The sequence below is a fragment of the Mesorhizobium sp. WSM3859 genome, assembly GCF_002295065.1.
GTDB lineage: Bacteria > Pseudomonadota > Alphaproteobacteria > Rhizobiales > Rhizobiaceae > Mesorhizobium.
Map to the genome: position 1 here is coordinate 444,317 of NZ_NSGG01000003.1, position 19,623 is coordinate 463,939.

The window sequence follows — 19,623 nt, forward strand, 5'->3', positions numbered from 1 at the left end:
ACAATCGCTGGGGAGCGTTCCAGCATCCTGGTCAAGGGGTTCCCCGCGACGACCCCGTGAGGCGTCAGCCCAACGATCGCGTCCAAACTCTCTTCATTCTGGAGGTGGACGCCATGCCGTCAACTACCGCAATTACCGTTTCGCAGCTTTCCCGCCTTGTCGGCCTACCGGATGCGCCCGTTCTCATCGACGTGCGCGTCGACGACGACTACGCGGCCGATCCGCGCCTGCTGCCGGCTTCGTGCCGGCGCGACTTCAAAACCGTCTCGACCTGGGCGGCCGAGTTCTCCGGATCGAAAGTCGCCGTCATCTGCCAGAGAGGCCAAAAACTCTCGCAAGGCGTGGCGGCATGGCTGCGCCACGAAGGCATTCAGGCGGAGTCGCTGGAAGGCGGCTTCGAGGCCTGGGTCGCCGCCAAGGCGCCTTTAGTCACTGCCGGCGCAATCCCGCCGCGCGACGAGAAGGGGCGCACAGTGTGGGTCACCCGTTCCCGGCCGAAGGTCGACCGCATCGCCTGCCCGTGGCTGATTCGCCGCTTCGTCGATCCCAAGGCGGTGTTCCTGTTCGTCGATCCGGCCGAGGTGCCTCTTGTGGCCGATCGCTTCGCCGCGGTGCCCTTCGACATCGAAGGCGTGTTTTGGAGCCACCGTGGCGAGCGCTGCAGCTTCGATACGATGATCGAGGAATTCGGCCTGCGCACCGAGCCGCTCGACCGCCTGGCGCTGATCGTGCGCGCGGCAGACACGGCGCGGCTCGACCTCGTGCCTCAGGCGGCCGGGTTCCTCGCTGCCTCGCTCGGCCTGTCGCGCATGTTCCGCGACGATCTCGAGCAGCTCGAAGCCGGCATGCTGCTCTACGACGCCTTTTTCCGCTGGTGCCGCGACGCGGCGGACGAGACGCATAACTGGCCGGCCGGAGGCAAGGCGCCATGACTGTCCTTGCCAAGGATGGAGCCGCGCGTCCGGCCGAGGCTCCGGCCATGCCGAGTTTTCGCGAAGCGACGCGGCTCTGGGCCAGGATCGGCCTGCTGTCCTTCGGCGGGCCGGCCGGGCAGATCGCGCTGATGCACAAGGAGCTGGTCCAGGAGCGCCGCTGGATCGGTGAGGAGCGTTTCCTGCACGCGCTCAACTATTGCATGCTTCTGCCTGGGCCGGAGGCGCAGCAGCTTGCCGTCTATATCGGCTGGCTGCTGCATCGTACGGCGGGCGGGCTGGTCGCCGGCACGCTGTTCGTGCTGCCCGGCGCGCTGGTGATGCTTTGCCTGAGCAGCTTCTACATGCTCTACAACGACACGCCGGTCGTCGAGGCGCTGTTCTTCGGCGTCAAGGCGGCGGTGCTGGCCGTCGTCGTCGAGGCGGTGATCCGCATCGGCAAGCGGGCACTGAAGAACCGTGCCATGGTGGCGATCGCGGTGGCGGCCTTCCTGGCCATCTACATTGCCAAGCTGCCGTTCCCGCTGATCGTGCTTGCGGCAGGCCTCATCGGCTGGATCGGCAGCCGCTTCGCACCAGGCCTGTTCTCTGGCTCGGCGCATGGCAAGGGCGGGGCCAGCATCGACAGAATCGGCGTGGTCGACCTGATGTTCGAGCGCGGCGAGTTGGCCCACACCGTGCCCACCAGATGGCACGCGACCCGCACCGTCGCCATCTGGCTGCCGCTCTGGCTCGGACCGGTGGCGCTGATCGCCTTGCTGGCGGGGCCGGGCAGCGTGTGGGCGCAGATCGGCGGCTTCTTCAGCCTGATGGCCGTCGTCACCTTCGGTGGCGCCTATGCGGTTCTGGCCTATGTCGCGCAGGCCGCGGTGGCCTCATTCGGCTGGTTGTCGCCCGGCGAGATGGTCGACGGGCTCGGCCTTGCCGAGACGACGCCCGGGCCGCTTATCCTGGTGCTGCAATTCGTCGGCTTCGCCGCCGCCTATCGCCATGCCGGTTTCGCCAGCCCGTTGCTGGCCGGATCGCTCGGATCGCTGCTGACGCTCTGGGCGACCTTCGTGCCCTGCTTCTTCTGGATATTCTTGGGCGCGCCCTACATCGAGCAGCTAAGGCAAAACAAGGCGCTGGCGGCGGCGCTCGGCGCGATCACGGCGGCAGTAGTCGGCGTGATCATGAACCTTGCGCTGTGGTTCGCGCTGCATGTCGTGTTCGGCAAGGTCGGGAGCGTCGGCTGGGGCGTCGAGGTGCCGGTCCTGTCCTCGCTCGACTGGCGCGCCGCGCTGCTGTCGACGGCGGCGATGGTCGCCATGTTCAGGTTGAAGGCCGGCATGCTGCCGACGCTGGCCGGATCGGCGCTGGCCGGGCTGGCGCTGCAGGCGCTGTGAGAGACGGCCCGAGAAGTCGATCACGCCAGGCTTGAACAAAAAAAGCCGACCGACCGGGAATAAACGGCCCGGTCCGCCGGTCTTCAGGGCATGCGCCACGTGCGCAACAGCAGGAGACCACCCATGAAGCGACACGAAGACAAATACGTACGGGCTGACGAGGGCGAGGGCGTCAGTCGCCGCCGCCCCTTGGAGCGTTGGCGCTGGGCGCATCTGTTCTGGGCGATACCGCGCCGCCGGCCCTGATCCGTGCCGATCGCAACCATCGAGATCCACGACCATGACGGCGAGCACCCCGTTGCAGCCAGCGATGCGCCGTCCCCTTGCGAGGCGCCCCTTGCTTCCGAGACTCTTGACTCCGGTGACACCAATGCCTTCTCCTCCCTCGAAGCAGGCGCCATCGCCTGCGGTCGCGATCTTCACCCGCACGAGCAGGGACAGATCGTCGCCTCCCGCTGAGGGAAGCGGCAGACCCATGGCGGGAGCGCCCGATGGCGGAACGGTTTTGAGCGAAAAGATGCTGGCCGCGCGTTTTGCCGAGGTGGTGCTGCCGCATCTCGGCGATGCGCTGTCGCTCGCGCGCTGGCTGACCGGCAACACGGCCGATGCCGAGGATGTGGTGCAGGAGGCCTGCCTCAAGGCGCATGCGGGTATTGCCGGGTTCGCTGGGGGAAACCCCCGCGCGTGGCTGCTCACCATCGTGCGCAACGCCTCCTATACATGGATGGCGAAGAACCGTCCGCGCGGCGTGGTGGCGGTCGGCGACCTCGCCGATCTCGACGACGTCTCGCCGCCGCCCGACAGTGATTCCAACAGCCCGGAAGCGGCGCTGATCGCCAAGGCGAATTCGGCGGCGGTGGAAGCGGCGATCGCAAGGCTGCCGCAAGCCTTCCGCGAAACGGTGGTGCTGCGCGACATAAACGGTCTCAGCTACCGCGAGATCGCCGCCATGCTCGGCGTGCCGCAAGGCACGGTGATGTCGCGGCTGGCACGGGCCCGCGGCCTGTTGATGACGGAACTTGGAGGGCGCCACCATGAGCCCGCATGAAAATGGCCCGCATGAAAATCGCCCGCGTGAGGATGGATTGCCGAAAGACCCGCAGGATATGAAGCTGATGATCCACGCCCTTGTCGATGGCGAGCTCGATGCCGCGGCCGCACTGGCCCTCGAGCGGCGCATGGCCGCCGATCCTGACCTTGCCGCCGAGCATGCACGCCTTGTGGCGCTGCGCGGCGCTGTCGCCAATCTGCCGCGTCCGGCCCTCAGCGACGATTTCCTGGCGCGCATCGCCGCCATTGCCGAGGTGAAAAGCCCGGAAGAAGCGGAGGCGCCGGAAGCCGCTTCCGCAAAGGCGGAGCAGCAGCCGCAAATGCAACAGGGCAAAGTCATAGAGATGCGGCCACGCGCGTCGCGCTGGTTCAACTCCTTCGACTGGCGCCAGATGGCGGCCTCGATCGTGCTGACGGCGTTTCTCGCCAGCGGCGCGACGCAGTGGCTCGCGACGGCGGATAACGGGTCCGAAAGTTTCGCCGTGGCCGTCGCCAACGGCCATCGCCGCAGCCTGCTCGCTTCGACGCCGGTCGACATCGTGTCGTCCGACCGCCATACGGTGAAACCATGGCTCGACGGCCGCATCGGCGTGTCGCCGGCGGCGCCGGACATGGCCAAGGACGGCTACGCGCTGCTTGGCGGACGCGTCGAGGTGATCGGCGACAGGCCGATGCCGGCGCTGGTCTACCGCCATCACGAGCACCTGATCACGCTGGTGGCCGCGCCGCGGCAGAACGAGGCCAAGTCGGTGCCGGTGGCGGACGACCTCGAGGCAGGCGGCTTCCTCCTGGTCCACTGGACCGACGACGCCTTTTCCTACTGGGCGATCTCGGATGCCGAACGCCCCGCGCTCGACGATTTCGTCGCCCGCTTCCGGGCGGCGGTCGTCGCCAATCCGGCGGCGGGTAGTCCGGGTTAGGGCAACGAAACTTTTTATCGCCGCTATCTTTTGAGGCCGAGAACCCGTTTGGTCGGATGAAGGCCGATGCCTGTCCGTCCGAGACAATTGCGCGAAAGCACTTGCCCCGATGCGCCGGCCCCAAGGCGCGCAAGTAGATAGGTCAAGGTCGACTTTGGTATGTTATAAACGCTCCGTTCTCGTGGCGGATACGGGGCAATGGATCAGGAAAGACTTCTAGCCGCAGTCCTCCTAGCTGATGTCGTGGGCAGCACGCCGCTCTATGAGCGCATCGGCGACGATGCCGCCCTGCGGCAGGTCTCGGATTGCCTCGATGCGATACGCGCGATCGTCGCCCAGCACGGCGGTGACTTCATTTACTCGAAGGGCGATGACGTGCTCAGTCTGTTCGAGAGCTCGGAGGCGGCGCTGAGGGCCGTGTGCCAGATCAACAGCCAACTGACGAGAGGGCCGTTGAGCGCCCGGATCGGATTGCATTTCGGGGCGGTCATTCGCGCGCGTGGCGCGGTTTTCGGCGACGTTGTCAATGTCACCGCAAGACTGTCCACCACGGCCAATCCGGGGGAGGTGCTGATCAGCCAGAGCTTCTTCGAAGCGCTTTCTGCGGGCAGCCGCGGTGCCTTGCGGCTCCTTGACAAAATGGCGTTCAAGGGCAAGCAGGAACTCTTCGATGTCTATACGCTGAGGAGCGACGATGGGGTCCCCAGCACGAACGTCGCCAGCCGGGGCACCATTATCGAAAGGCGCTCCGCGCCGCCGCGGCAGATCAATCTGGTCATCCGCTATGGAGATCAGTTGGGATCTTGCCGAAACAATGAATTGGTGACGATCGGCCGATCTCCGGAATGTGACATCGTCGTCCAGCGGCCCTGGGTCTCAAGGCACCACGCGACCTTCACCATTTCGAACGGCAAGGCACGGCTTGTCGAGCGGAGCTCGTCAGGCACATTTGTCTCGATGGGACCCGGCCAAGAAGAAGTATTCGTACGCCGCGAAGATATCCTCCTCTTCGGCTCCGGCGTCATCTCGCCGGGACGCAGATCGTCCCTTGGAGACGCCCAGATCCTGCACTATGAGATTATCTCCGGCTGAATCTGCCGGTTGCGGGAGGGGCGCGGCACCGCCGGCCCGCATTTTTCACCGGTCGGTTGAAGAGATGGTGATCCCGACAGGAATCGAACCTGTGACCTACAGATTAGGAAGCTGTGCCCGGAGCCGACTTGGTTTGGCAGAGAAGCCCTTGCGTCACATGGTTCGTCTCCAAGCGAAATAAGGCTTGCAGAGTAGACCCAACGTATTTACACGTCCCCAAGACGGCCCCAGAAATACCGGGAACGCAAGGGGTACGGTGGCGGCATCGAACGTCCCCATAGCGTCCCCGGCTGGGTCCCCCATCGGAGAGAGGAACGACAATGCGGCTGAAGATCACCAAGCGGCTCATCGAGCGAGATTTGCCCAAGCAGGTTACCACGGAGACGTGGATTTGGGACACCGAGGTTCTGGCGTTCGGCATTCGGCTTCGGCCCGGCAGGAGGCCGACCTACGCGATGCGTTGGAAGGACGACACCTTCGGGGGCCGGAATGGCCGTGATCGCAAAATGAACATTGGCCCAGTGGAGCAGATCGACCTTGATGACGCAAGGGCAATTGCAAGGCAACGGTTTGGGGAACTCGCTGCGGGCGACGATCCAGCAGAGAAGCAGCGGGAGCGGAAGCGAACTGGCGTGACCGTGTCCGACCTGATCAAGGAAGTTGTCGAGACGATGGAAGCGAAAGGGAGAGCGGCGCGCTACGTCCGCGATTTCAAGCAACAGATGCGTGACCACGTTGAGCCGGCCATTGGGTCTCGGTTTCTGAGGGACGTGACGGCCACAGAGATTGACCGCATTCTGACGAAACTCGCCCGTCGACCGGCCCTGCACAATCACGTCAGAGCAGGCCTTTCGAGCGTGTTCACGGCGGCATTACGGGGGCGCTACCGGGCCGACAATCCAGTCATGGGTAGCACTAAGGCCGAAGCTCGACATCGGGAGCGATTGTTGACGAACACCGAGATTGACGGCCTGTTGAAGGTGCTGGACACCAATGCCGGGCAGAACGCCGACGCCATGCGGCTGTTGTGGTTGACTGGGAGCCGGCCCCAAGAAGCGTTTGCGATGCGATGGGACGATGTCGACCTTGACGCAGGCGTTTGGACGAAGCCGGCACAGACAGTGAAGCAGCGGCGGACCCATCGTGTGACGCTGCGGGCGGAAGCTGTGGCGCTGCTCAGGCGCATGATGGAAGAGCGCGGTGACAGCCCGTTCGTGTTCCCGTCAGACGGAGCGAAGGGCACACGGCAGCGGGGCTATAGGGCCGCAAAGACTGGGCACCTGACCACGATCAAGAAGTTCGCGGCTAAGGTGTTCGAGGCGGCCGGACTTGTGGACGTTCGACCGTATGACTTGCGTAAGGCGTTCGCCTCCCGTCTGGTGGCATCAGGGGCCGACCTCAAGACGGTGATGTCCTTGACCGGGCACACACAAGTGGCGGTGCTGTTGAAGCACTATGCGCATGTGATGGATGGGAAGCAGACCGAGGCGCTGGAGAAGGCGTTCGGGTGATGCGGCGCTGGCGGTACAGAAGTCTCTGGGCGCAACTTGATGCGGCTGGAACCCCGCAGGCATTCGTGCGTTTGTCCCGTCAGCGGTCGTCCCTTGGGTGTAGCAAGACGCTGCTAATACCCTCGCGCGTGCCGAGGGACGTTCTGCTCCCGTCTGAACAGACCGGAGGCACACCATGTCCGATCATCGTGTCGACCCTGAACACCCGGAGTACGAGAGGGACCTTGTTGCTGAAGCGAGAAGTTGCATCGAACGCTCGAAACAAGTGCTGCTCGATACCGAGGCACAGCTTGATCCGCATAGATCGCTCCACCAAGAACTACGCCGAAGGGACCCGGATAAGGTTGGGTCTTGACACGGTGACTTTGACTTAGCCATTTTCAGCTACTGTCCACCACAGGGTGCCGTTGGGGCAGACTGGTGAGGAACTTGGTAACAAGCACCGGGTTTCGTGGGAGGTGCATCGGTATGACGTACCTTGGCTTCGTTCCCCCGGACGACGTCAAAATGCTCGCGGACGTCCTTTCGGAGTACTGCAGAAGCACGATAACGACCCACCGAGGAAGAACGAGAGCGCCTTGCACTCCGACTACTGGGGTTCTATCGAGCCGGATTAGAGACCCGAGAGGCTCTCCTGTCACAGCTGGAGGCCGAAGAACGTCGGGCTCTGCCGGAAATCGGCGTCAATCGATGTTCCCTCGGGTGATCCTGCGCTTCGTGTCGAAGACGTTCAGAAGGTCCACAAGATCGTCGGCATAGCCTTTGTCGAGGCCTTTCGCTGGTCGACCCCAGGCGTCAGCCGGCAGTCCGGTAGACACCTCGAACACCGTCCACGTCCCGTCCGGTTCCTGCCTGAGGTTGAACCTTTGCTGCACCATGAGGTGAACATAGGGAAGGCGGAAATGTTTGGTAGAAAAATGCGAGCGGTTGATCGGATAACAGACACGCGCGCCGACCCCCCGTACCCCCAGTTCGGCACGACACCTAGAGCCCGTATCTTACATGGGCGAGAGCTGATACGTTGAGGGATGCGCAACGAAACGGAACTCCAAATGGTTGAGCGGCATGTCCGCGAATGCGAAGGGCATATTGCGCGGCAGCGTGAAATCGTCGCGCGGCTGGTCGAACGGGGACAGCCGACGGACCTCGCCTTGGAGCTGTTGTGGCTCTTCGAGTGGGTCCAGACAGACCACCTAAGGCATCTGCGTCGGCTCCAGCTTCAGGCTGGGTGACCGGCACCTCGCGTACAAAAAGGTAATCCTTACCTCACATCGCGGTTGACATGTGAACTTCGTGTGAGGTAAGTCGTGTGAACATTGGCTCTAAGGAGATAGTTCACACCATGGCAATCGTCGGATACGCCCGCGTCAGCACGACCGACCAGAACACGGCAGTCCAGATCGACCAGTTGAAGGCGGCAGGGGTGACGGACGACCACCTCTTTGAAGACCGGCTGTCGGGACTTGACGACAAGAGACCGAAGCTCGCCGAGATGCTGCGGCACGCCCGCAAGGGTGACACGGTGGTGGTGACGAAGGTTGACCGGCTGGCACGGTCGGCGGCACATCTGCACCAGATCGTGGACGACCTCGACAAGCGGGGTGTTGGGTTCCGGGTTCTGAACGACCCGTCGCTGGACACGACCAAGCCGCACGGCAAGCTGATGTTTGGCATCCTCGCCAGCATTGCAGAGTTTGAGACCGCCCTCAGGAAGGAGCGGCAGATGGAAGGCATCGCCAAGGCGAAGGCTCGGGGTGACCACCTCGGGAGGCCAAAGACGGTGACTTCCGAGATTGAACAGAAGGTGCGCGACATGCGGGCCGGTGGGGCGTCCCTGAGGGCCATTGCGGCTGCTGTCGGGTACTCCACCGCCACCGTGCAAAGCGTTCTCAAAGGAGATGAGACAACAGGATGAAGAAGGGCAGGAAGTTCCTTGGCGGCAAGACCGGGCGCTATGAGGGCGCTGGACCGAAGCGGTATCAAGGGGGCTGGGAGCATGACGGCCTGAGCTTCGCGGAAGTGGTCAAGGTCAAGTTCCCGAAGACGGGAGAGGAAAGTCGCGCGGTGAGACGGGAGCGGATACGGAAGGCGCTCCGATACTGGGCGCGCGGGCAGCTTCGGGCTTGGACCGCTGACTGGGAAGTCTACAAACCGATGGTGGCCGAGATTGACGCGATGGTGAAGGCCAGACGGTCGGTGGGAGCCGTCCAGGCCATGGTGATGGAGCGAGTGACGGCACGGAGCTTCGTGGTTGGGACCTCCGAATACCAGAAGTGGGACGGAAGACAGCCGGGGATGGCCGATAGCATTGAACAAATAGAGGACCATTTCAAACCAGTGGAAAGGCCAGATGACGGAGAGCGCGTTCGGAAGAGCGAGAAGGAACTCTTCAATGAACTTCAGGCCATCTTGAGGGATGCTCCGAGGGGCCGGTAGAGGTTACTTGGCCGGCTAAGACCCACCTGTTCGGACGACAACACCCTCTCCTCACGGCTTCTCACCTACCGATCTGTCCAGCGTTCTCCCGCTGCCTGCCCTGTTCCCTTCTGGGGCTGTGGCGCGCTGTGGCTGTGGCCGGTCGGTAGATGCGAGGCCGTGTGTGCCTCTATCTGTTTCCCCTTTTGGACTGGACGGTTCAGGGCAGCGGGGTTCCTCATACAACACAATCTGAAAGGTGAACATGATCACAGGAGCGGTCGAGGCATTGGCCGGCCTCATTGAACTATCAGGGTCCCACCAGGACACCCTCAGCCGGCCCGACAGGTTGCCCCTTGGCGAGGTGAAGGTGCTGCCGGACCTGTTCCAGCCACGCGGCGGGATGGACGAGCGACACCTGTCCGACCTTGTGAAACTCCTCAGGAGCCGGAAGGACCTCGACCCCGTGACCGTATTGGTTGTTGGGGACGCCTACGTCTTGATCGACGGACACCACCGGCACGAAGCGTACCAGCGGACGGGCAACGAGAGCATCCCCACGGTCTTTTTCGAGGGGTCCCCCGAGGAGGCCGTGCTGGAGGCAGGGAAGGCGAACGCTAAGGCCAAGCTGCCGATGTCGTCCAGTGAGCGGCAAGACTTTGCGTGGCGGCTTGTCGTGCTGGACCGCTACAGCAAGGCGAGGGTGGCAGACGCATCGGGGACCTCGACGTCACAGGTGGCAACCATGAGGAAAGCCAAGAAGGCACTGGGGGTCGACGCCCGGAACTACTCGACGTGGTTCAAGGCGAGGAAAGCAGCGGAAGGGAAGGACATGGAAGGTGTGGACGGGTTCGATCCTGAGGAGTGGAAGCAACAGGTTGCAGATCGGTACGCGGACACGCTGGCGAAGACGTTCTCGGGGCGATTGTTACGGGACCCTGAGATTGCCGCTATGGCCCTCGCCACGTACTTCGGCAGGAGACTTCCCGAGGTGGTCGGTGAACTTCAAGAGTTCCTGCCCGAGGTGGCCGACGAGGAGTTCTGAGAACCCTCAGGTGTACAACCACTACGGTGTACGAATTGTACAGGCTGGGACCCAGAGAGGCCCGGCGACAACATCAACGCAACAGCAGAGAAGCAGAGGAATTTGAGATGCAGGACGAAGCAACGCGCCGGAAATGGCGTGAGTACAAGCGCAAGTGGCGCGAAGAGAACCCGGAGCGCAACCGGGAACTGGACAGCCGGGCCTATCACCGGAACCGAGAGACCATCAACCGGAAGCGCAAGGAGGTGCGCAAGCTGTTCACCGAGTGGCGGCAGACCTTGAAGCCGGTGGAGACCCCAGCCCAATGAGGGGCGTCCACCAGATCACCCCCACACTTCGAGTTGTCGAGAATGACCGCGAATGGGTCGTCCAGGCGGTCGAGACGAAGCGGACCCGTCGGCGCGGCACTCAGTCGACCGGCGAATGGACCGACCGCGCATACCTCACCACCCGGACGATGCTGAACGGCGAACTTAAACGCCTTGTTGGCAACGACGCGATGACGTCAGGCCTTGTTGGGCATGTCAGCCAAGAGGTTCTGGACTGGCTCGATAGCCTGCCGGATCGGCACCCATCGCGGGAGGTCCCCACGGTCTTGGACATGCTGGAGGCGTCGACAGCGGGCAGCGAGCATGGTGAGACTTTCCATGACCATCTCCCGCTGATCGTGAAGCACGGGCCGCTAAGGTGGCGTAACGACCGGAACGCTCGCTTTGACCCCTGACGAGATCAAGCGGCGGGACTGGGTTGCAACCTACCCGACGCGAGAGGCGGCTCTTGCGTTGATCGAGTGGCTGAAGGCTGACGACTGGGAAATCTCATCGGAGCTTGACCGTAGGCTGCCGGGCATCGGCATCGACTGGACGAGCAGTTTTTCCGTGGCAGCCGAGCGGTGCTTTGAAGTCTATGGCTACCCTGAATTGGGTGCTGTGGCGATTGCCCGGAGAGTTGCCGAAGTGTGGATGCGACCCACCCGCTCAGCGCCACAGGAAGGGGTCACCGGAGGCAGCACCAGCCTTTCCCGTCCAGCCACTCCAGCCGCCCCTTGCGCGCGTCCTGAGAGCCCTGAGGCGTTGACCTACGGTTTCAGCCTCGGCGCTGACCAAGCACCACCACAGCATCAAGCAGACCAAGCCTCGGGGCAATTCCGCTCTGGGGATCACATCAACGTTGAAGGAACGAAACGAAATGACCGACTACATTGACAACCCGAACAAGTACCAGACCGACAACACGCCCGTGGCGCAGGCCATGATGAGGGCGCGGGAAGCGCAAGCCGAAGCCGACAGGGCAAAGCAAGGTGCGCTGGCTGCCGAGGCCGCAGAGCGGGCGAAGCAGGAAGAAATTGACCGTGCGGTCGAACTCTCGATGTCCCGCATGAACCAGCAGCTTCAGGCCCAGCGCATGGGTGTGAAGACCCAAGGAGCGATCCGGTCTCAGGATGTCGGGGTTGTGCCACCCATGGCAGAGGTCGAGAAGACCACGGTCAAGGTTCTTGGCGGTATCGAGGTCAGCTTTAGTCAAGCGAAGGATATGGCCGAGACAGGGCAGATCACGCAGGCCGAGTTCAACAAGGCCGTGGTCGATGGTCTGGCTGTTCGGGGCTACGCGGCACCGAAGTCTTTCGCCTGACCACGGAGGCCGAGAGTGACGAGGGGGCTTCGGCCCCTGAGTTGCCTGCCGTGGACGACAAGACCGAAGAGGAGGAACTGACCGACGACGAGAAGGAAGACAAGCAACATGCCGAGTTTGTGCGCATGGCCGACCAGAGCCTTGACCGCTTCAGGGACACCCACAGCGAACCCCAGCAGCAATTCATTGTGGACGCCTTCGTGGAGACCGGAGAGATACCAACCGGGGAAGCCTTCGGGATCGAGGAGGTGGAAGCGGCTGTGGTCGAGACTGCATTCACTCAGCACCTCGACCGCAACGTTCTGCGGCAGCATGGGCTGACGCTGGCGACCTACTTCGAGCATGTCGCCGAGGCTGATTACCCGGCGCTCCGCAGGGCTGCAGCCAAGGGGGAATGGCACGTCTTCCACGAGCATGCCCAAGCCATAGCAGCGGCACGGAAGGCGGGAACAGCCTTCGCCGACGAATAGACTTTGGCCCTCGTCGCATCGCCCCAAGAGGTGCGGCGGGGGCTGAGCCGTTGTAGCAGAAATCGTTCCACTGGCGGGATGTCTCCGCCAAGGGAGAAGTTCCGCTAACGCATTGAATTTATTTGAGTTGACGGGCGGGGCGCACGTCCGCTACCGACGCAGGCGACAACAGGAGTGGGTGCAATGCAGACCGTGCGAGTTGAGTACAGCAACCTTGAGGCCGAGGTGACCGCGTGGATGAAGGGCCACGTTGCACAGGTCAAGGAAGACTTTGGCCAAGGCGAAGCATACGCCGAGGCGGTGAGGTTACTGGACGATGACCCGTGGCAGGCGCTGCAATGGTATGTCGAAGACGTGAGGCGAGGCCTGAGGACGGCTGGAGTGTGACGCAGTTGGCAGATCACGTCCCCAGCGGCGCCCCCATGCGATTTTGCTTCGCGACGTTTAAACCCGTAACACCTTGATTTTGCTTGGTGATCCCGGCAGGGATCGAACCTGCGACCTACAGATTAGGAATCTGCCGCTCTATCCTACTGAGCTACGGGACCACGCGGCCCGACACATAAACGCTTCGGGCCGGTTCGCCAAGAGGAGTCTGAAAGCCGGTCAGGCGGCCGTCTTGCGATGGGCGGCCGCCTCCTATTGCCAAGCCTGTGCCGTCACGCGGCCAGCGCCGTCTCGGCCAGCTTCACCCAGTAGCTCATGCCGTGCGGGATGACCTCGTCGTTGAAGTCGTAGGCCGGATGGTGCAGGCCGGCGGTGTCGCCGTTGCCGATGAAGATGAAGGCACCGGGGCGCGCTTCGAGCATGTAGGAGAAATCCTCGCCGCCCATCACCGGCTGTATGGCGCGGTGGACGTGGTTGTCGCCGGCGATGTCGGCCGCGACATCTCCGGCAAACGCGGTTTCCTCGGCATGGTTGAAGGTGACCGGGTAGTTGGCGTCGTAGTCGACCTCGATCGTGGCGCCGAAGGCGGTCGCGATGCCGGCGCAGATGGCGCGGATGCGCTCTTCCGATTTCTTGGCCACTTCCTTCTTCAGCGTGCGCACGGTGCCGGCTATCTCGGCGGTTTCGGGGATGACGTTATAGGCGTCGCCGGCGTGGAACTTCGTCACCGACACCACCACGGCCTCGACCGGATCGGTGCTGCGCGAGGCGATGGTCTGCAGCGCGCCCACCAGCTGGCTGGTGATGACGATCGGATCGATCGTGCCATGCGGCATTGCGGCATGGCCGCCGCGGCCCTTAACGGTGATGGTGAACTCGGCGGTCGCGGCCATGATCGGGCCGGGCTTGATGGCGAACTGGCCGACCGGCAGGCCCGGCATGTTGTGCATGCCGAAGACCTTTTCGATGTCGAAGCGCTCCATCATCCCGTCCTTGACCATCTCGTTGCCGCCGCCGCCGCCTTCCTCGGCTGGCTGGAAGATCACAGCAACGGTGCCGGCGAAATTGCGCGTCTCGGCAAGATATTTGGCGGCGCCCAGCAGCATCGCGGTGTGGCCGTCATGGCCGCAGGCATGCATCTTGCCCGGCACGGTCGAGGCCCATGGCTTGCCTGTGATCTCGTCGATCGGCAGCGCGTCCATGTCGGCGCGCAGCCCGATGGTCGGGCCATCGCCCTTGCGGCCGCGGATAATGCCGACGACGCCGGTCTTGCCCAGTCCCGTCACCACTTCGTCGCAGCCGAAGGTCTTCAGCTTCTCGGTGACGAAGCCGGCGGTCTGGAAGACGTCGAAATTCAGCTCCGGGGTCTGGTGCAGATGTCGTCGCCAGCCAGCGACTTCTTCCTGCATTTGCGCGGCGCGGTTCAGAATCGGCATGATCGGTCCATTTCTTGGTTGACGGCAGGCGGTTCAGAGCGGCTGCCCAGCAATTGTGATTGTCTTGAACTTTGCCATTTTGGCGTCACATAGGGTAAATAGCACCGCAACAAAGGGGTCCGGGTCGAGAGGTCGGGCCGCATTTATGCTGGCGATGGGTAACGAAATCTTACGGACCCAGCGGCGATTACGGCAAGAGGCGATTTCGGATTTGATCATGCGGCAGAGGCATTTTCTCAACCTGTTGCTGGCGGGCGCGTTGGCGCTTCCGGTGTTCGCCGGCATTGCGCGCGCCAATCCGGTGGTCCTGTTCGACCTCAAGAGCGGCTCCATTCTGGAGCATCAGGACGCGTTCAAGCGCTGGTATCCGGCCTCGCTCAGCAAGCTGATGACCGCCTATGTCGCCTTCCGTGCCATCCAGGCCGGCGAGGTGGCGCTCGATTCGCCGATCAAGGTGACGAAGCATTCGGCCGGCGAGCCGCCGAGCAAGATGGGCTTCAAGCCGGGCTCGGTGATGCGCCTCGACAATGCGCTGAAGATGATGCTGGTCAAATCGGCCAACGACATCGCCATGGCCGTGGGCGAGAATATCGGCGGATCGCAGGCAGCCTTCGCCGACCGCATGAACGCCGAGGCGGCCCGGCTTGGCATGGTCGGAACGCATTTCGTCAATCCGAACGGGCTCTATTCGCCGGAACAGTACACCACAGCGCGCGACCTCGCCGTGCTGGTGACGGCGCTGCGCAATGACTTTCCGCAATACGCGCCCTGGTTCTCGATTGAGGGCCTTGCCGTCGGCAAGAAGGCGCTCCCGAACTATAATCTCCTGATCGGCCGCTATCCCGGTGCCGATGGCATGAAGACCGGCTTCGTCTGCTCTTCCGGCTTCAACATGATCGGCTCCGCGACGCGCAACGGCCGCACGCTGGTCGCGGTGGTGCTTGGCGAGAAATCGGCGGTCAGCCGCGCCGAGGCGGCGGCAAAGCTGCTCGACCAGGGTTTTGATACGCCGGCGGCGGGTTCGACCACGCTGGCCGCGCTCAAGCCCTATGGCGACACGCTGTCGCCCAACGACATGCATGACGAGATCTGCAAGAAGAAGCCGAAGGAGGAGCAATCCGAGGCGGCCCCCGAGGTCGCTGTCAAGGATAAGCCGAAATCCCCCTACCAGGTGAAGCTCGACCATCCGACGCTGATCGCGGTCGGCTTGGGCGGCGCCACCGGGCCGGCGCCGAAGGCATTCGTCGACCAGGCCGATCAGAACTATGCCGACGTGCCGCTGCCGAGTTGGCGGCCCGACAGGCCGGCGCCGGCCGGCGTCGAGCCGGCGGCGACCGGAACGGCGGCTGCCGCGGCGCAAGGCGACCAGCCCGCCAAGGCGGCGAACTAGCCATTATGATGGGCGGCTTTCCCATTCCCGTTTCGGTGCTCACCGGCTTTCTCGGCGCCGGCAAGACGACGCTGCTCAACCGGCTGCTCAAGGATCCGGCGCTTGCCGACACGGCGGTGATCATCAACGAGTTCGGCGAGGTCGCGATCGACCATCTTTTGGTCGAGCAGGCGTCCGACGGCATCATCCAGCTTTCCGACGGGTGCCTGTGCTGCACGGTGCGCGGCGACCTGGTCGACACGCTTGCCGATCTCGTCGACCGGCTGCAGACCGGCCGCATCGCGAAACTCGCCCGCGTCGTTGTCGAGACGACGGGACTGGCCGATCCGGCGCCGGTGCTGCAGTCGATCATGGCGCATCCTGCGCTGGTGCAGGCTTTCCGGCTCGACGGCGTCGTCACGCTGGTCGACGCCGTCAATGGCGAGGCAACGCTCGACGCGCATGTCGAGGCGGTGAAACAGGCGGCGGTGGCCGATCGCATCGTGCTGACCAAGACGGACCTTGCCGACGCGGCCGAGGTCGAGGCGTTGCGCGCGAGGCTGAAGCAGGTCAATCCGGGCGCCGTCGTGCTCGACGTCAACGAGGCCGGCGCCGCGGCGCTGTTCAATTGCGGCCTCTATGATCCTCGGACCAAGTCCGCCGACGTGCGGCGCTGGCTTGGCGAAGAGGCGGCGCATGATCAAGATCATCACCATGATCAGGATCATCACCATGATCAATATCATCACGATGATCATGGCCATCATCACCATGACGGCGACCATGATCACCACCATCATGAGCATCGCCATGACGCGCGCGTGCGCACCCATTCGCTCGTCCATGACGGCCCGGTGCCGTTCTCGGCGATCGAGATGTTCCTCGACCTTCTGCGCTCGACGCATGGCGAGAAGCTGCTGCGGATGAAGGGCGTCATCGAGCTTGCGGAGGATCCGTCGCGGCCACTGGTCATTCATGGCGTGCAGAAGATCCTGCATCCGCCGGCAAGGCTGCCGTCATGGCCCGACGGCCAGCGCGGCACCAGGCTGGTGCTGATCACGCTGGACATGCCACAGGACTATATCCAGCGGCTGTTCGCCGCCTTCACCAACAAGCCGTCGATCGACACGCCCGACCGGGCCGCGCTGGAAGCCAATCCGCTGGCGATTGCAGGTTTATAGGCCGAAACGACCCCGGCTCAGGCCGCGTTGCCGCGTTCGACCAGAAAACGGTGGCCGCCGGTGACCGCGGCCGTTTCGACCAATTGGTGGCCGGCATCGGCGCAGAAGGCCGGGATGTCGATCACGGCCAGCGGATCCGTGGTTTCCAGCCAAAGCCTGGCGCCCGGCCGCATGGCGGCCAACCGCTTGCGGGCTTTCAGCACCGGCAGCGGACAATTCAGTCCCTTGAGATCGTAGGTGGCGGCCGGTTTTGCCCTTTGTTCATGCATGTCGTTATCCCAAAACCGCCTTACACTTTTGGGCGACATGCATTGGCTCTCAGCCGCCGAACATGCCGAGCAGCTTCTTCTTCAGCTTCGACACGGTGCCCTGGTCGGCGTCGGCCGCCTGCTGGGTTTCCTGCGCGGGCGCTGGCTCGACGCCGGCGGTGACGACCGGCTGCTGCGCGGCCTGCTTGGCGGCTTCCTTCTCGGCCAAAGCCTGCTGCTTGGCTGCTTCCTTGGCGGCCTTGGCCGCCTCGATCGCCGCCAGGCGCTGCTCCTCGGCCTTACGCTTGGCTTCCTTCTCGGCGTCGAGCGCGGCCATCTTGCGGCCGGCCGGCGAATCGATGCGGCCCATGCGGGTCGTTTCCGTCACCGAGCCGTCCGCATTCATCGACGGCGGTTCGATCGGCACGCGCTCGCCGCGGGCGCGGCGCTTCGACCAGTCGGAGACGATGCTGGCTTCCTTGATGCCGGCAATCGTCGGCTTCGGCGGCTGGGTGCTGGAATTTACGGCCGAATTGAAGGCCGCGTCGTAGCTCTTCTCGTAATTCGTGAAGGCGGTCTTCAGCGAATCCGGCTGCGTCGTCGCGGGGCAGGGGCCGGTCGGGTCGAAGGTCGTGCCTTCCGGCGCCACTTGGTTGAAGACGTAGCGCTTCTCGCAGACGTCGACCTTCGGCGGCACCTTGGTGATCTCGAAATTGTCGTAACCGACCTTCAGCATCTTCCAGAACTCGTAGTTCGGGTCGTTGCGGTAGCGCGCCATGTTGGCGGCGGTCATGCGGAAAGGGAAGGCCTCGATCTGGAACTCGGTCTGGCCGCCCTGGAAGGCGTCGCGGCCGAAGGCATAGATCTGCTCGATCTGCGCGTCGGTCATCGAATAGCAGCCGGACGAGGAGCAGGCGCCGTGCACCATCAGATTCTGGCCGGTGCGGCCATTGGCGCGGTCATAGGCGTTGGGGAAGCCGATGTTGAAGGACAGATGATAGTTCGAGCGCGGATTCATCTGCGAGGGACGCACCGTGTAGAAGCCTTCCGGCGCCTGGCGGTCGCCCTCGGTGTATTTTGGACCGAGCTTGCCCGACCATTTGCAGATGTCGTAGCTGGCGACGAGATCGTAGCGGCCGTTGGTCTTGGCCTTCCAAATCTCGAGCTTGCCTTCTTCCTTGAAGATGCGCGCCATCACCGAGGAGGTGCGGACCATGCCCTTGGCCTTCATGTCGGCGAGGATCTTGTCCGGCAGCGGCTTGTTGGCCTCCGGCGCGAAATCCTTCATCGACGAATCATTGCAGCCGGCGACGCCGACGGCGGCGATCAGGATTCCGGTGCGGGCAAGCTTGGCAAACATGGGTACGGCTATGCTTTTCTCTCGGGTCTCGGGCCAACGGCTCTCGGCATGGCCGGGCCCGCAGGCTGAACACCAGTGGACCGTAAGCCCGTTAACCTTGAAAATTCCTTACCGCAAGTCTCGCCAGAAAATCTTGGCCAACCCCTCGCGACAAGTTTCATTGAGCCGAATGCGGCGGCATTTTTGTGGCGAAATTGCTCGGTGATGCCACAGTTTACCGCCAGATGCCCGATTTAGAGGCTGCGGCCCATCGCGAGATACTTCTCGCGGCGCTGTTCACGGAAATCGGTGTTGGCGCCGGCAAAGTCCTTCATCGTCTTGGCGATGAGGTCGCCGGTGGAGGCGATCACCGTTTCCGGCGCCCGCTGGGCACCACCCATCGGCTCGGGAATGATGGCGTCGATGATCTTCATCTCGAGAAGATCCTGCGCGGTGATCTTCATGTTGGTCGCCGCGTCCTTCGAGCGGGTGGTGTCGCGCCACAGGATCGAGGCCGCACCTTCGGGCGAGATCACCGAATAGATGGCGTGCTCCAGCATGTAGACGCGGTTAGCGGTGGCGATGGCGATGGCGCCGCCGGAGCCGCCTTCGCCGATGACCACCGAGATTGACGGCACTTTCAGCGAAAGGCACGCCGAGGTCGAACGAGCGATCGCTTCGGCCTGGCCGCGCTCCTCGGCGCCGACGCCGGGATAGGCGCCGGCGGTGTCGACCAGCGTCAACAGCGGGATGCTGAAGCGATCAGCCAGTTCCATGAGGCGCACCGCCTTGCGGTAGCCTTCCGGCCGCACCGAACCGAAATTGTGCTTGATGCGGCTTGCCGTGTCGGAACCCTTCTCCTGCCCGATCACCGCAACCGGCTCGCCGCGGAAGCGGGCGAAGCCGCCGACGATCGCCTGGTCGTCGCCGAAATTACGGTCGCCGGCCAAGGGCGTGAAATCGGTGAACAGCGCCTTGATGTAGTCGACGCAGTGCGGGCGGTCGGGATGGCGCGCGACCTGCACCTTCTGCCAGGGCGTGAGCGCCTTGTAGAGGTCGCGCAACGCGTCGCGCGAGCGCTTTTCCAGCCGGCTGATCTCTTCGGCGACATCGACCGCCTCGCCGTTCTCGGCAAGCTTCTTCAGCTCAAGGATCTTGAGCTCCAGATCCTGCACCGGCTTTTCAAAGTCGAGGTAGTTGTACATGCTTGA

Annotated in this window: 24 protein-coding genes and 1 tRNA gene; 19 read left to right on the plus strand and 6 right to left on the minus strand. The window is 63.5% G+C overall.

The genetic code is table 11. The features are described from left to right. Positions 1 to 113 precede the first annotated feature (113 nt). The 8 genes from CK230_RS09065 to CK230_RS09100 all read left to right on the plus strand — a co-directional run bounded on the left by CK230_RS09065 (position 114) and on the right by CK230_RS09100 (position 6,890). A complete protein-coding gene (locus tag CK230_RS09065; RefSeq protein WP_095816821.1) occupies positions 114 to 932 on the plus strand; it encodes a sulfurtransferase/chromate resistance protein in 819 nt (272 codons plus the stop codon). Then, entirely contained in the window at positions 929 to 2,317 is a 1,389-nt protein-coding gene (gene chrA / locus CK230_RS09070) for a chromate transporter (RefSeq protein ID WP_095816822.1), read from the plus strand. The genes CK230_RS09065 and chrA overlap by 4 nt, the downstream gene beginning before the upstream one ends. A 123-nt stretch (positions 2,318 to 2,440) precedes the next feature. Then, positions 2,441 to 2,563: a hypothetical protein gene (locus CK230_RS33985; RefSeq protein WP_280952524.1), complete on the plus strand. Its 123-nt coding sequence runs from the start codon at positions 2,441 to 2,443 to the stop codon at positions 2,561 to 2,563. A 3-nt stretch (positions 2,564 to 2,566) separates the two neighbouring features. Further along, positions 2,567 to 2,776 carry a hypothetical protein gene (locus CK230_RS09075; protein WP_095816823.1) on the plus strand — a complete coding sequence of 70 codons (210 nt, stop codon included), beginning with the start codon at positions 2,567 to 2,569 and terminating at the stop codon, positions 2,774 to 2,776. 16 nt (positions 2,777 to 2,792) lie between these two features. Then, positions 2,793 to 3,365, plus strand: coding sequence for a sigma-70 family RNA polymerase sigma factor (locus CK230_RS09080; RefSeq protein ID WP_095816824.1), 573 nt, complete (start codon positions 2,793 to 2,795; stop codon positions 3,363 to 3,365). Beyond that, a complete protein-coding gene (locus CK230_RS09085; RefSeq protein ID WP_095816825.1) occupies positions 3,352 to 4,287 on the plus strand; it encodes an anti-sigma factor in 936 nt (311 codons plus the stop codon). The genes CK230_RS09080 and CK230_RS09085 overlap by 14 nt, the downstream gene beginning before the upstream one ends. Positions 4,288 to 4,485: 198 nt before the next feature. Then, positions 4,486 to 5,379: an adenylate/guanylate cyclase domain-containing protein gene (locus CK230_RS09090; RefSeq protein ID WP_095816826.1), complete on the plus strand. Its 894-nt coding sequence runs from the start codon at positions 4,486 to 4,488 to the stop codon at positions 5,377 to 5,379. A 320-nt stretch (positions 5,380 to 5,699) separates the two neighbouring features. Continuing rightward, entirely contained in the window at positions 5,700 to 6,890 is a 1,191-nt protein-coding gene (locus CK230_RS09100) for a tyrosine-type recombinase/integrase (protein WP_095816827.1), read from the plus strand. Between the two features lie 683 nt (positions 6,891 to 7,573). Here CK230_RS09100 and CK230_RS09110 read toward each other — a convergent pair. Further along, positions 7,574 to 7,768, minus strand: a complete 195-nt coding sequence (locus CK230_RS09110; RefSeq protein WP_095816829.1) for a hypothetical protein — start codon at positions 7,766 to 7,768, stop codon at positions 7,574 to 7,576. A 464-nt stretch (positions 7,769 to 8,232) separates the two neighbouring features. Between CK230_RS09110 and CK230_RS09120 the strand changes: the two genes are divergently transcribed. From CK230_RS09120 to CK230_RS09155, 9 genes are all read left to right on the plus strand, one after another. Then, positions 8,233 to 8,805, plus strand: coding sequence for a recombinase family protein (locus tag CK230_RS09120; RefSeq protein ID WP_095816999.1), 573 nt, complete (start codon positions 8,233 to 8,235; stop codon positions 8,803 to 8,805). Next, positions 8,802 to 9,326 carry a hypothetical protein gene (locus CK230_RS09125; RefSeq protein WP_095816831.1) on the plus strand — a complete coding sequence of 175 codons (525 nt, stop codon included), beginning with the start codon at positions 8,802 to 8,804 and terminating at the stop codon, positions 9,324 to 9,326. Before CK230_RS09120 ends, CK230_RS09125 begins: the two co-directional genes overlap by 4 nt. Before the next feature lie 244 nt (positions 9,327 to 9,570). Continuing rightward, the gene (locus CK230_RS09130) at positions 9,571 to 10,350 is read left to right on the plus strand and encodes a ParB N-terminal domain-containing protein (RefSeq protein ID WP_095816832.1); all 780 of its coding nucleotides are present in this window, start codon (positions 9,571 to 9,573) and stop codon (positions 10,348 to 10,350) included. 107 nt (positions 10,351 to 10,457) lie between these two features. Next, positions 10,458 to 10,658, plus strand: coding sequence for a hypothetical protein (locus tag CK230_RS09135; protein WP_095816833.1), 201 nt, complete (start codon positions 10,458 to 10,460; stop codon positions 10,656 to 10,658). Then, the gene (locus CK230_RS09140; protein ID WP_095816834.1) at positions 10,655 to 11,074 is read left to right on the plus strand and encodes a hypothetical protein; all 420 of its coding nucleotides are present in this window, start codon (positions 10,655 to 10,657) and stop codon (positions 11,072 to 11,074) included. The genes CK230_RS09135 and CK230_RS09140 overlap by 4 nt, the downstream gene beginning before the upstream one ends. Further along, complete coding sequence (locus CK230_RS32405) at positions 11,064 to 11,555, plus strand: hypothetical protein (RefSeq protein ID WP_141246009.1); 492 nt, start codon at positions 11,064 to 11,066, stop codon at positions 11,553 to 11,555. Before CK230_RS09140 ends, CK230_RS32405 begins: the two co-directional genes overlap by 11 nt. Then, positions 11,539 to 11,982: a hypothetical protein gene (locus CK230_RS09145; protein WP_141246010.1), complete on the plus strand. Its 444-nt coding sequence runs from the start codon at positions 11,539 to 11,541 to the stop codon at positions 11,980 to 11,982. The genes CK230_RS32405 and CK230_RS09145 overlap by 17 nt, the downstream gene beginning before the upstream one ends. Positions 11,983 to 12,032: 50 nt before the next feature. Continuing rightward, on the plus strand, positions 12,033 to 12,452 hold the full coding sequence (locus CK230_RS09150) for a hypothetical protein (protein WP_095816836.1): 420 nt from the start codon (positions 12,033 to 12,035) through the stop codon (positions 12,450 to 12,452). 183 nt (positions 12,453 to 12,635) lie between these two features. Next, complete coding sequence (locus tag CK230_RS09155; RefSeq protein WP_095816837.1) at positions 12,636 to 12,839, plus strand: hypothetical protein; 204 nt, start codon at positions 12,636 to 12,638, stop codon at positions 12,837 to 12,839. An 84-nt stretch (positions 12,840 to 12,923) separates the two neighbouring features. On the opposite strand, the gene CK230_RS09160 is transcribed toward CK230_RS09155, so the two are convergent. Together CK230_RS09160 and CK230_RS09165 are read right to left on the minus strand one after the other, a co-directional pair. Then, positions 12,924 to 13,000 (minus strand) — tRNA-Arg (locus CK230_RS09160). A 111-nt stretch (positions 13,001 to 13,111) separates the two neighbouring features. Then, positions 13,112 to 14,275 (minus strand): M20 aminoacylase family protein, encoded by a 1,164-nt coding sequence (locus tag CK230_RS09165; RefSeq protein ID WP_095816838.1) that lies wholly within the window; start codon positions 14,273 to 14,275, stop codon positions 13,112 to 13,114. Between the two features lie 217 nt (positions 14,276 to 14,492). Between CK230_RS09165 and CK230_RS09170 the strand changes: the two genes are divergently transcribed. Together CK230_RS09170 and CK230_RS09175 are read left to right on the plus strand one after the other, a co-directional pair. Further along, on the plus strand, positions 14,493 to 15,665 hold the full coding sequence (locus CK230_RS09170) for a D-alanyl-D-alanine carboxypeptidase family protein (protein ID WP_095817000.1): 1,173 nt from the start codon (positions 14,493 to 14,495) through the stop codon (positions 15,663 to 15,665). A gap of 8 nt (positions 15,666 to 15,673) precedes the next feature. After that, a complete protein-coding gene (locus CK230_RS09175) occupies positions 15,674 to 16,825 on the plus strand; it encodes a GTP-binding protein (RefSeq protein WP_176480067.1) in 1,152 nt (383 codons plus the stop codon). Positions 16,826 to 16,842: 17 nt separating this feature from the next. Here CK230_RS09175 and CK230_RS09180 read toward each other — a convergent pair whose 3' ends face one another. From CK230_RS09180 to CK230_RS09190, 3 genes are all read right to left on the minus strand, one after another. Further along, positions 16,843 to 17,094: a sulfurtransferase TusA family protein gene (locus CK230_RS09180; RefSeq protein WP_095816840.1), complete on the minus strand. Its 252-nt coding sequence runs from the start codon at positions 17,092 to 17,094 to the stop codon at positions 16,843 to 16,845. A gap of 49 nt (positions 17,095 to 17,143) precedes the next feature. Then, positions 17,144 to 18,433 (minus strand): murein L,D-transpeptidase family protein, encoded by a 1,290-nt coding sequence (locus CK230_RS09185; protein ID WP_095816841.1) that lies wholly within the window; start codon positions 18,431 to 18,433, stop codon positions 17,144 to 17,146. A gap of 233 nt (positions 18,434 to 18,666) precedes the next feature. Next, the gene (locus CK230_RS09190) at positions 18,667 to 19,617 is read right to left on the minus strand and encodes an acetyl-CoA carboxylase carboxyltransferase subunit alpha (RefSeq protein ID WP_095816842.1); all 951 of its coding nucleotides are present in this window, start codon (positions 19,615 to 19,617) and stop codon (positions 18,667 to 18,669) included. Positions 19,618 to 19,623: the final 6 nt, after the last annotated feature.

Excerpts from the sequence above, each read along its gene's own strand:
- CK230_RS09065 (WP_095816821.1), top strand. The coding sequence starts at position 114 with ATGCCGTCAACTACCGCAATTACCGTTTCGCAGCTTTCCCGCCTTGTC.
- chrA (WP_095816822.1), top strand. The coding sequence starts at position 929 with ATGACTGTCCTTGCCAAGGATGGAGCCGCGCGTCCGGCCGAGGCTCCG.
- CK230_RS33985 (WP_280952524.1), top strand. The coding sequence starts at position 2,441 with ATGAAGCGACACGAAGACAAATACGTACGGGCTGACGAGGGCGAGGGC.
- CK230_RS09080 (WP_095816824.1), top strand. The coding sequence starts at position 2,793 with ATGGCGGGAGCGCCCGATGGCGGAACGGTTTTGAGCGAAAAGATGCTG.
- CK230_RS09085 (WP_095816825.1), top strand. The coding sequence starts at position 3,352 with ATGAGCCCGCATGAAAATGGCCCGCATGAAAATCGCCCGCGTGAGGAT.
- CK230_RS09090 (WP_095816826.1), top strand. The coding sequence starts at position 4,486 with ATGGATCAGGAAAGACTTCTAGCCGCAGTCCTCCTAGCTGATGTCGTG.
- CK230_RS09100 (WP_095816827.1), top strand. The coding sequence starts at position 5,700 with ATGCGGCTGAAGATCACCAAGCGGCTCATCGAGCGAGATTTGCCCAAG.
- CK230_RS09110 (WP_095816829.1), bottom strand. The coding sequence starts at position 7,768 with ATGGTGCAGCAAAGGTTCAACCTCAGGCAGGAACCGGACGGGACGTGG.
- CK230_RS09120 (WP_095816999.1), top strand. The coding sequence starts at position 8,233 with ATGGCAATCGTCGGATACGCCCGCGTCAGCACGACCGACCAGAACACG.
- CK230_RS09125 (WP_095816831.1), top strand. The coding sequence starts at position 8,802 with ATGAAGAAGGGCAGGAAGTTCCTTGGCGGCAAGACCGGGCGCTATGAG.
- CK230_RS09130 (WP_095816832.1), top strand. The coding sequence starts at position 9,571 with ATGATCACAGGAGCGGTCGAGGCATTGGCCGGCCTCATTGAACTATCA.
- CK230_RS09135 (WP_095816833.1), top strand. The coding sequence starts at position 10,458 with ATGCAGGACGAAGCAACGCGCCGGAAATGGCGTGAGTACAAGCGCAAG.
- CK230_RS09140 (WP_095816834.1), top strand. The coding sequence starts at position 10,655 with ATGAGGGGCGTCCACCAGATCACCCCCACACTTCGAGTTGTCGAGAAT.
- CK230_RS09145 (WP_141246010.1), top strand. The coding sequence starts at position 11,539 with ATGACCGACTACATTGACAACCCGAACAAGTACCAGACCGACAACACG.
- CK230_RS09155 (WP_095816837.1), top strand. The coding sequence starts at position 12,636 with ATGCAGACCGTGCGAGTTGAGTACAGCAACCTTGAGGCCGAGGTGACC.
- CK230_RS09165 (WP_095816838.1), bottom strand. The coding sequence starts at position 14,275 with ATGCCGATTCTGAACCGCGCCGCGCAAATGCAGGAAGAAGTCGCTGGC.
- CK230_RS09170 (WP_095817000.1), top strand. The coding sequence starts at position 14,493 with ATGCGGCAGAGGCATTTTCTCAACCTGTTGCTGGCGGGCGCGTTGGCG.
- CK230_RS09175 (WP_176480067.1), top strand. The coding sequence starts at position 15,674 with ATGGGCGGCTTTCCCATTCCCGTTTCGGTGCTCACCGGCTTTCTCGGC.
- CK230_RS09180 (WP_095816840.1), bottom strand. The coding sequence starts at position 17,094 with ATGCATGAACAAAGGGCAAAACCGGCCGCCACCTACGATCTCAAGGGA.
- CK230_RS09185 (WP_095816841.1), bottom strand. The coding sequence starts at position 18,433 with ATGTTTGCCAAGCTTGCCCGCACCGGAATCCTGATCGCCGCCGTCGGC.
- CK230_RS09190 (WP_095816842.1), bottom strand. The coding sequence starts at position 19,617 with ATGTACAACTACCTCGACTTTGAAAAGCCGGTGCAGGATCTGGAGCTC.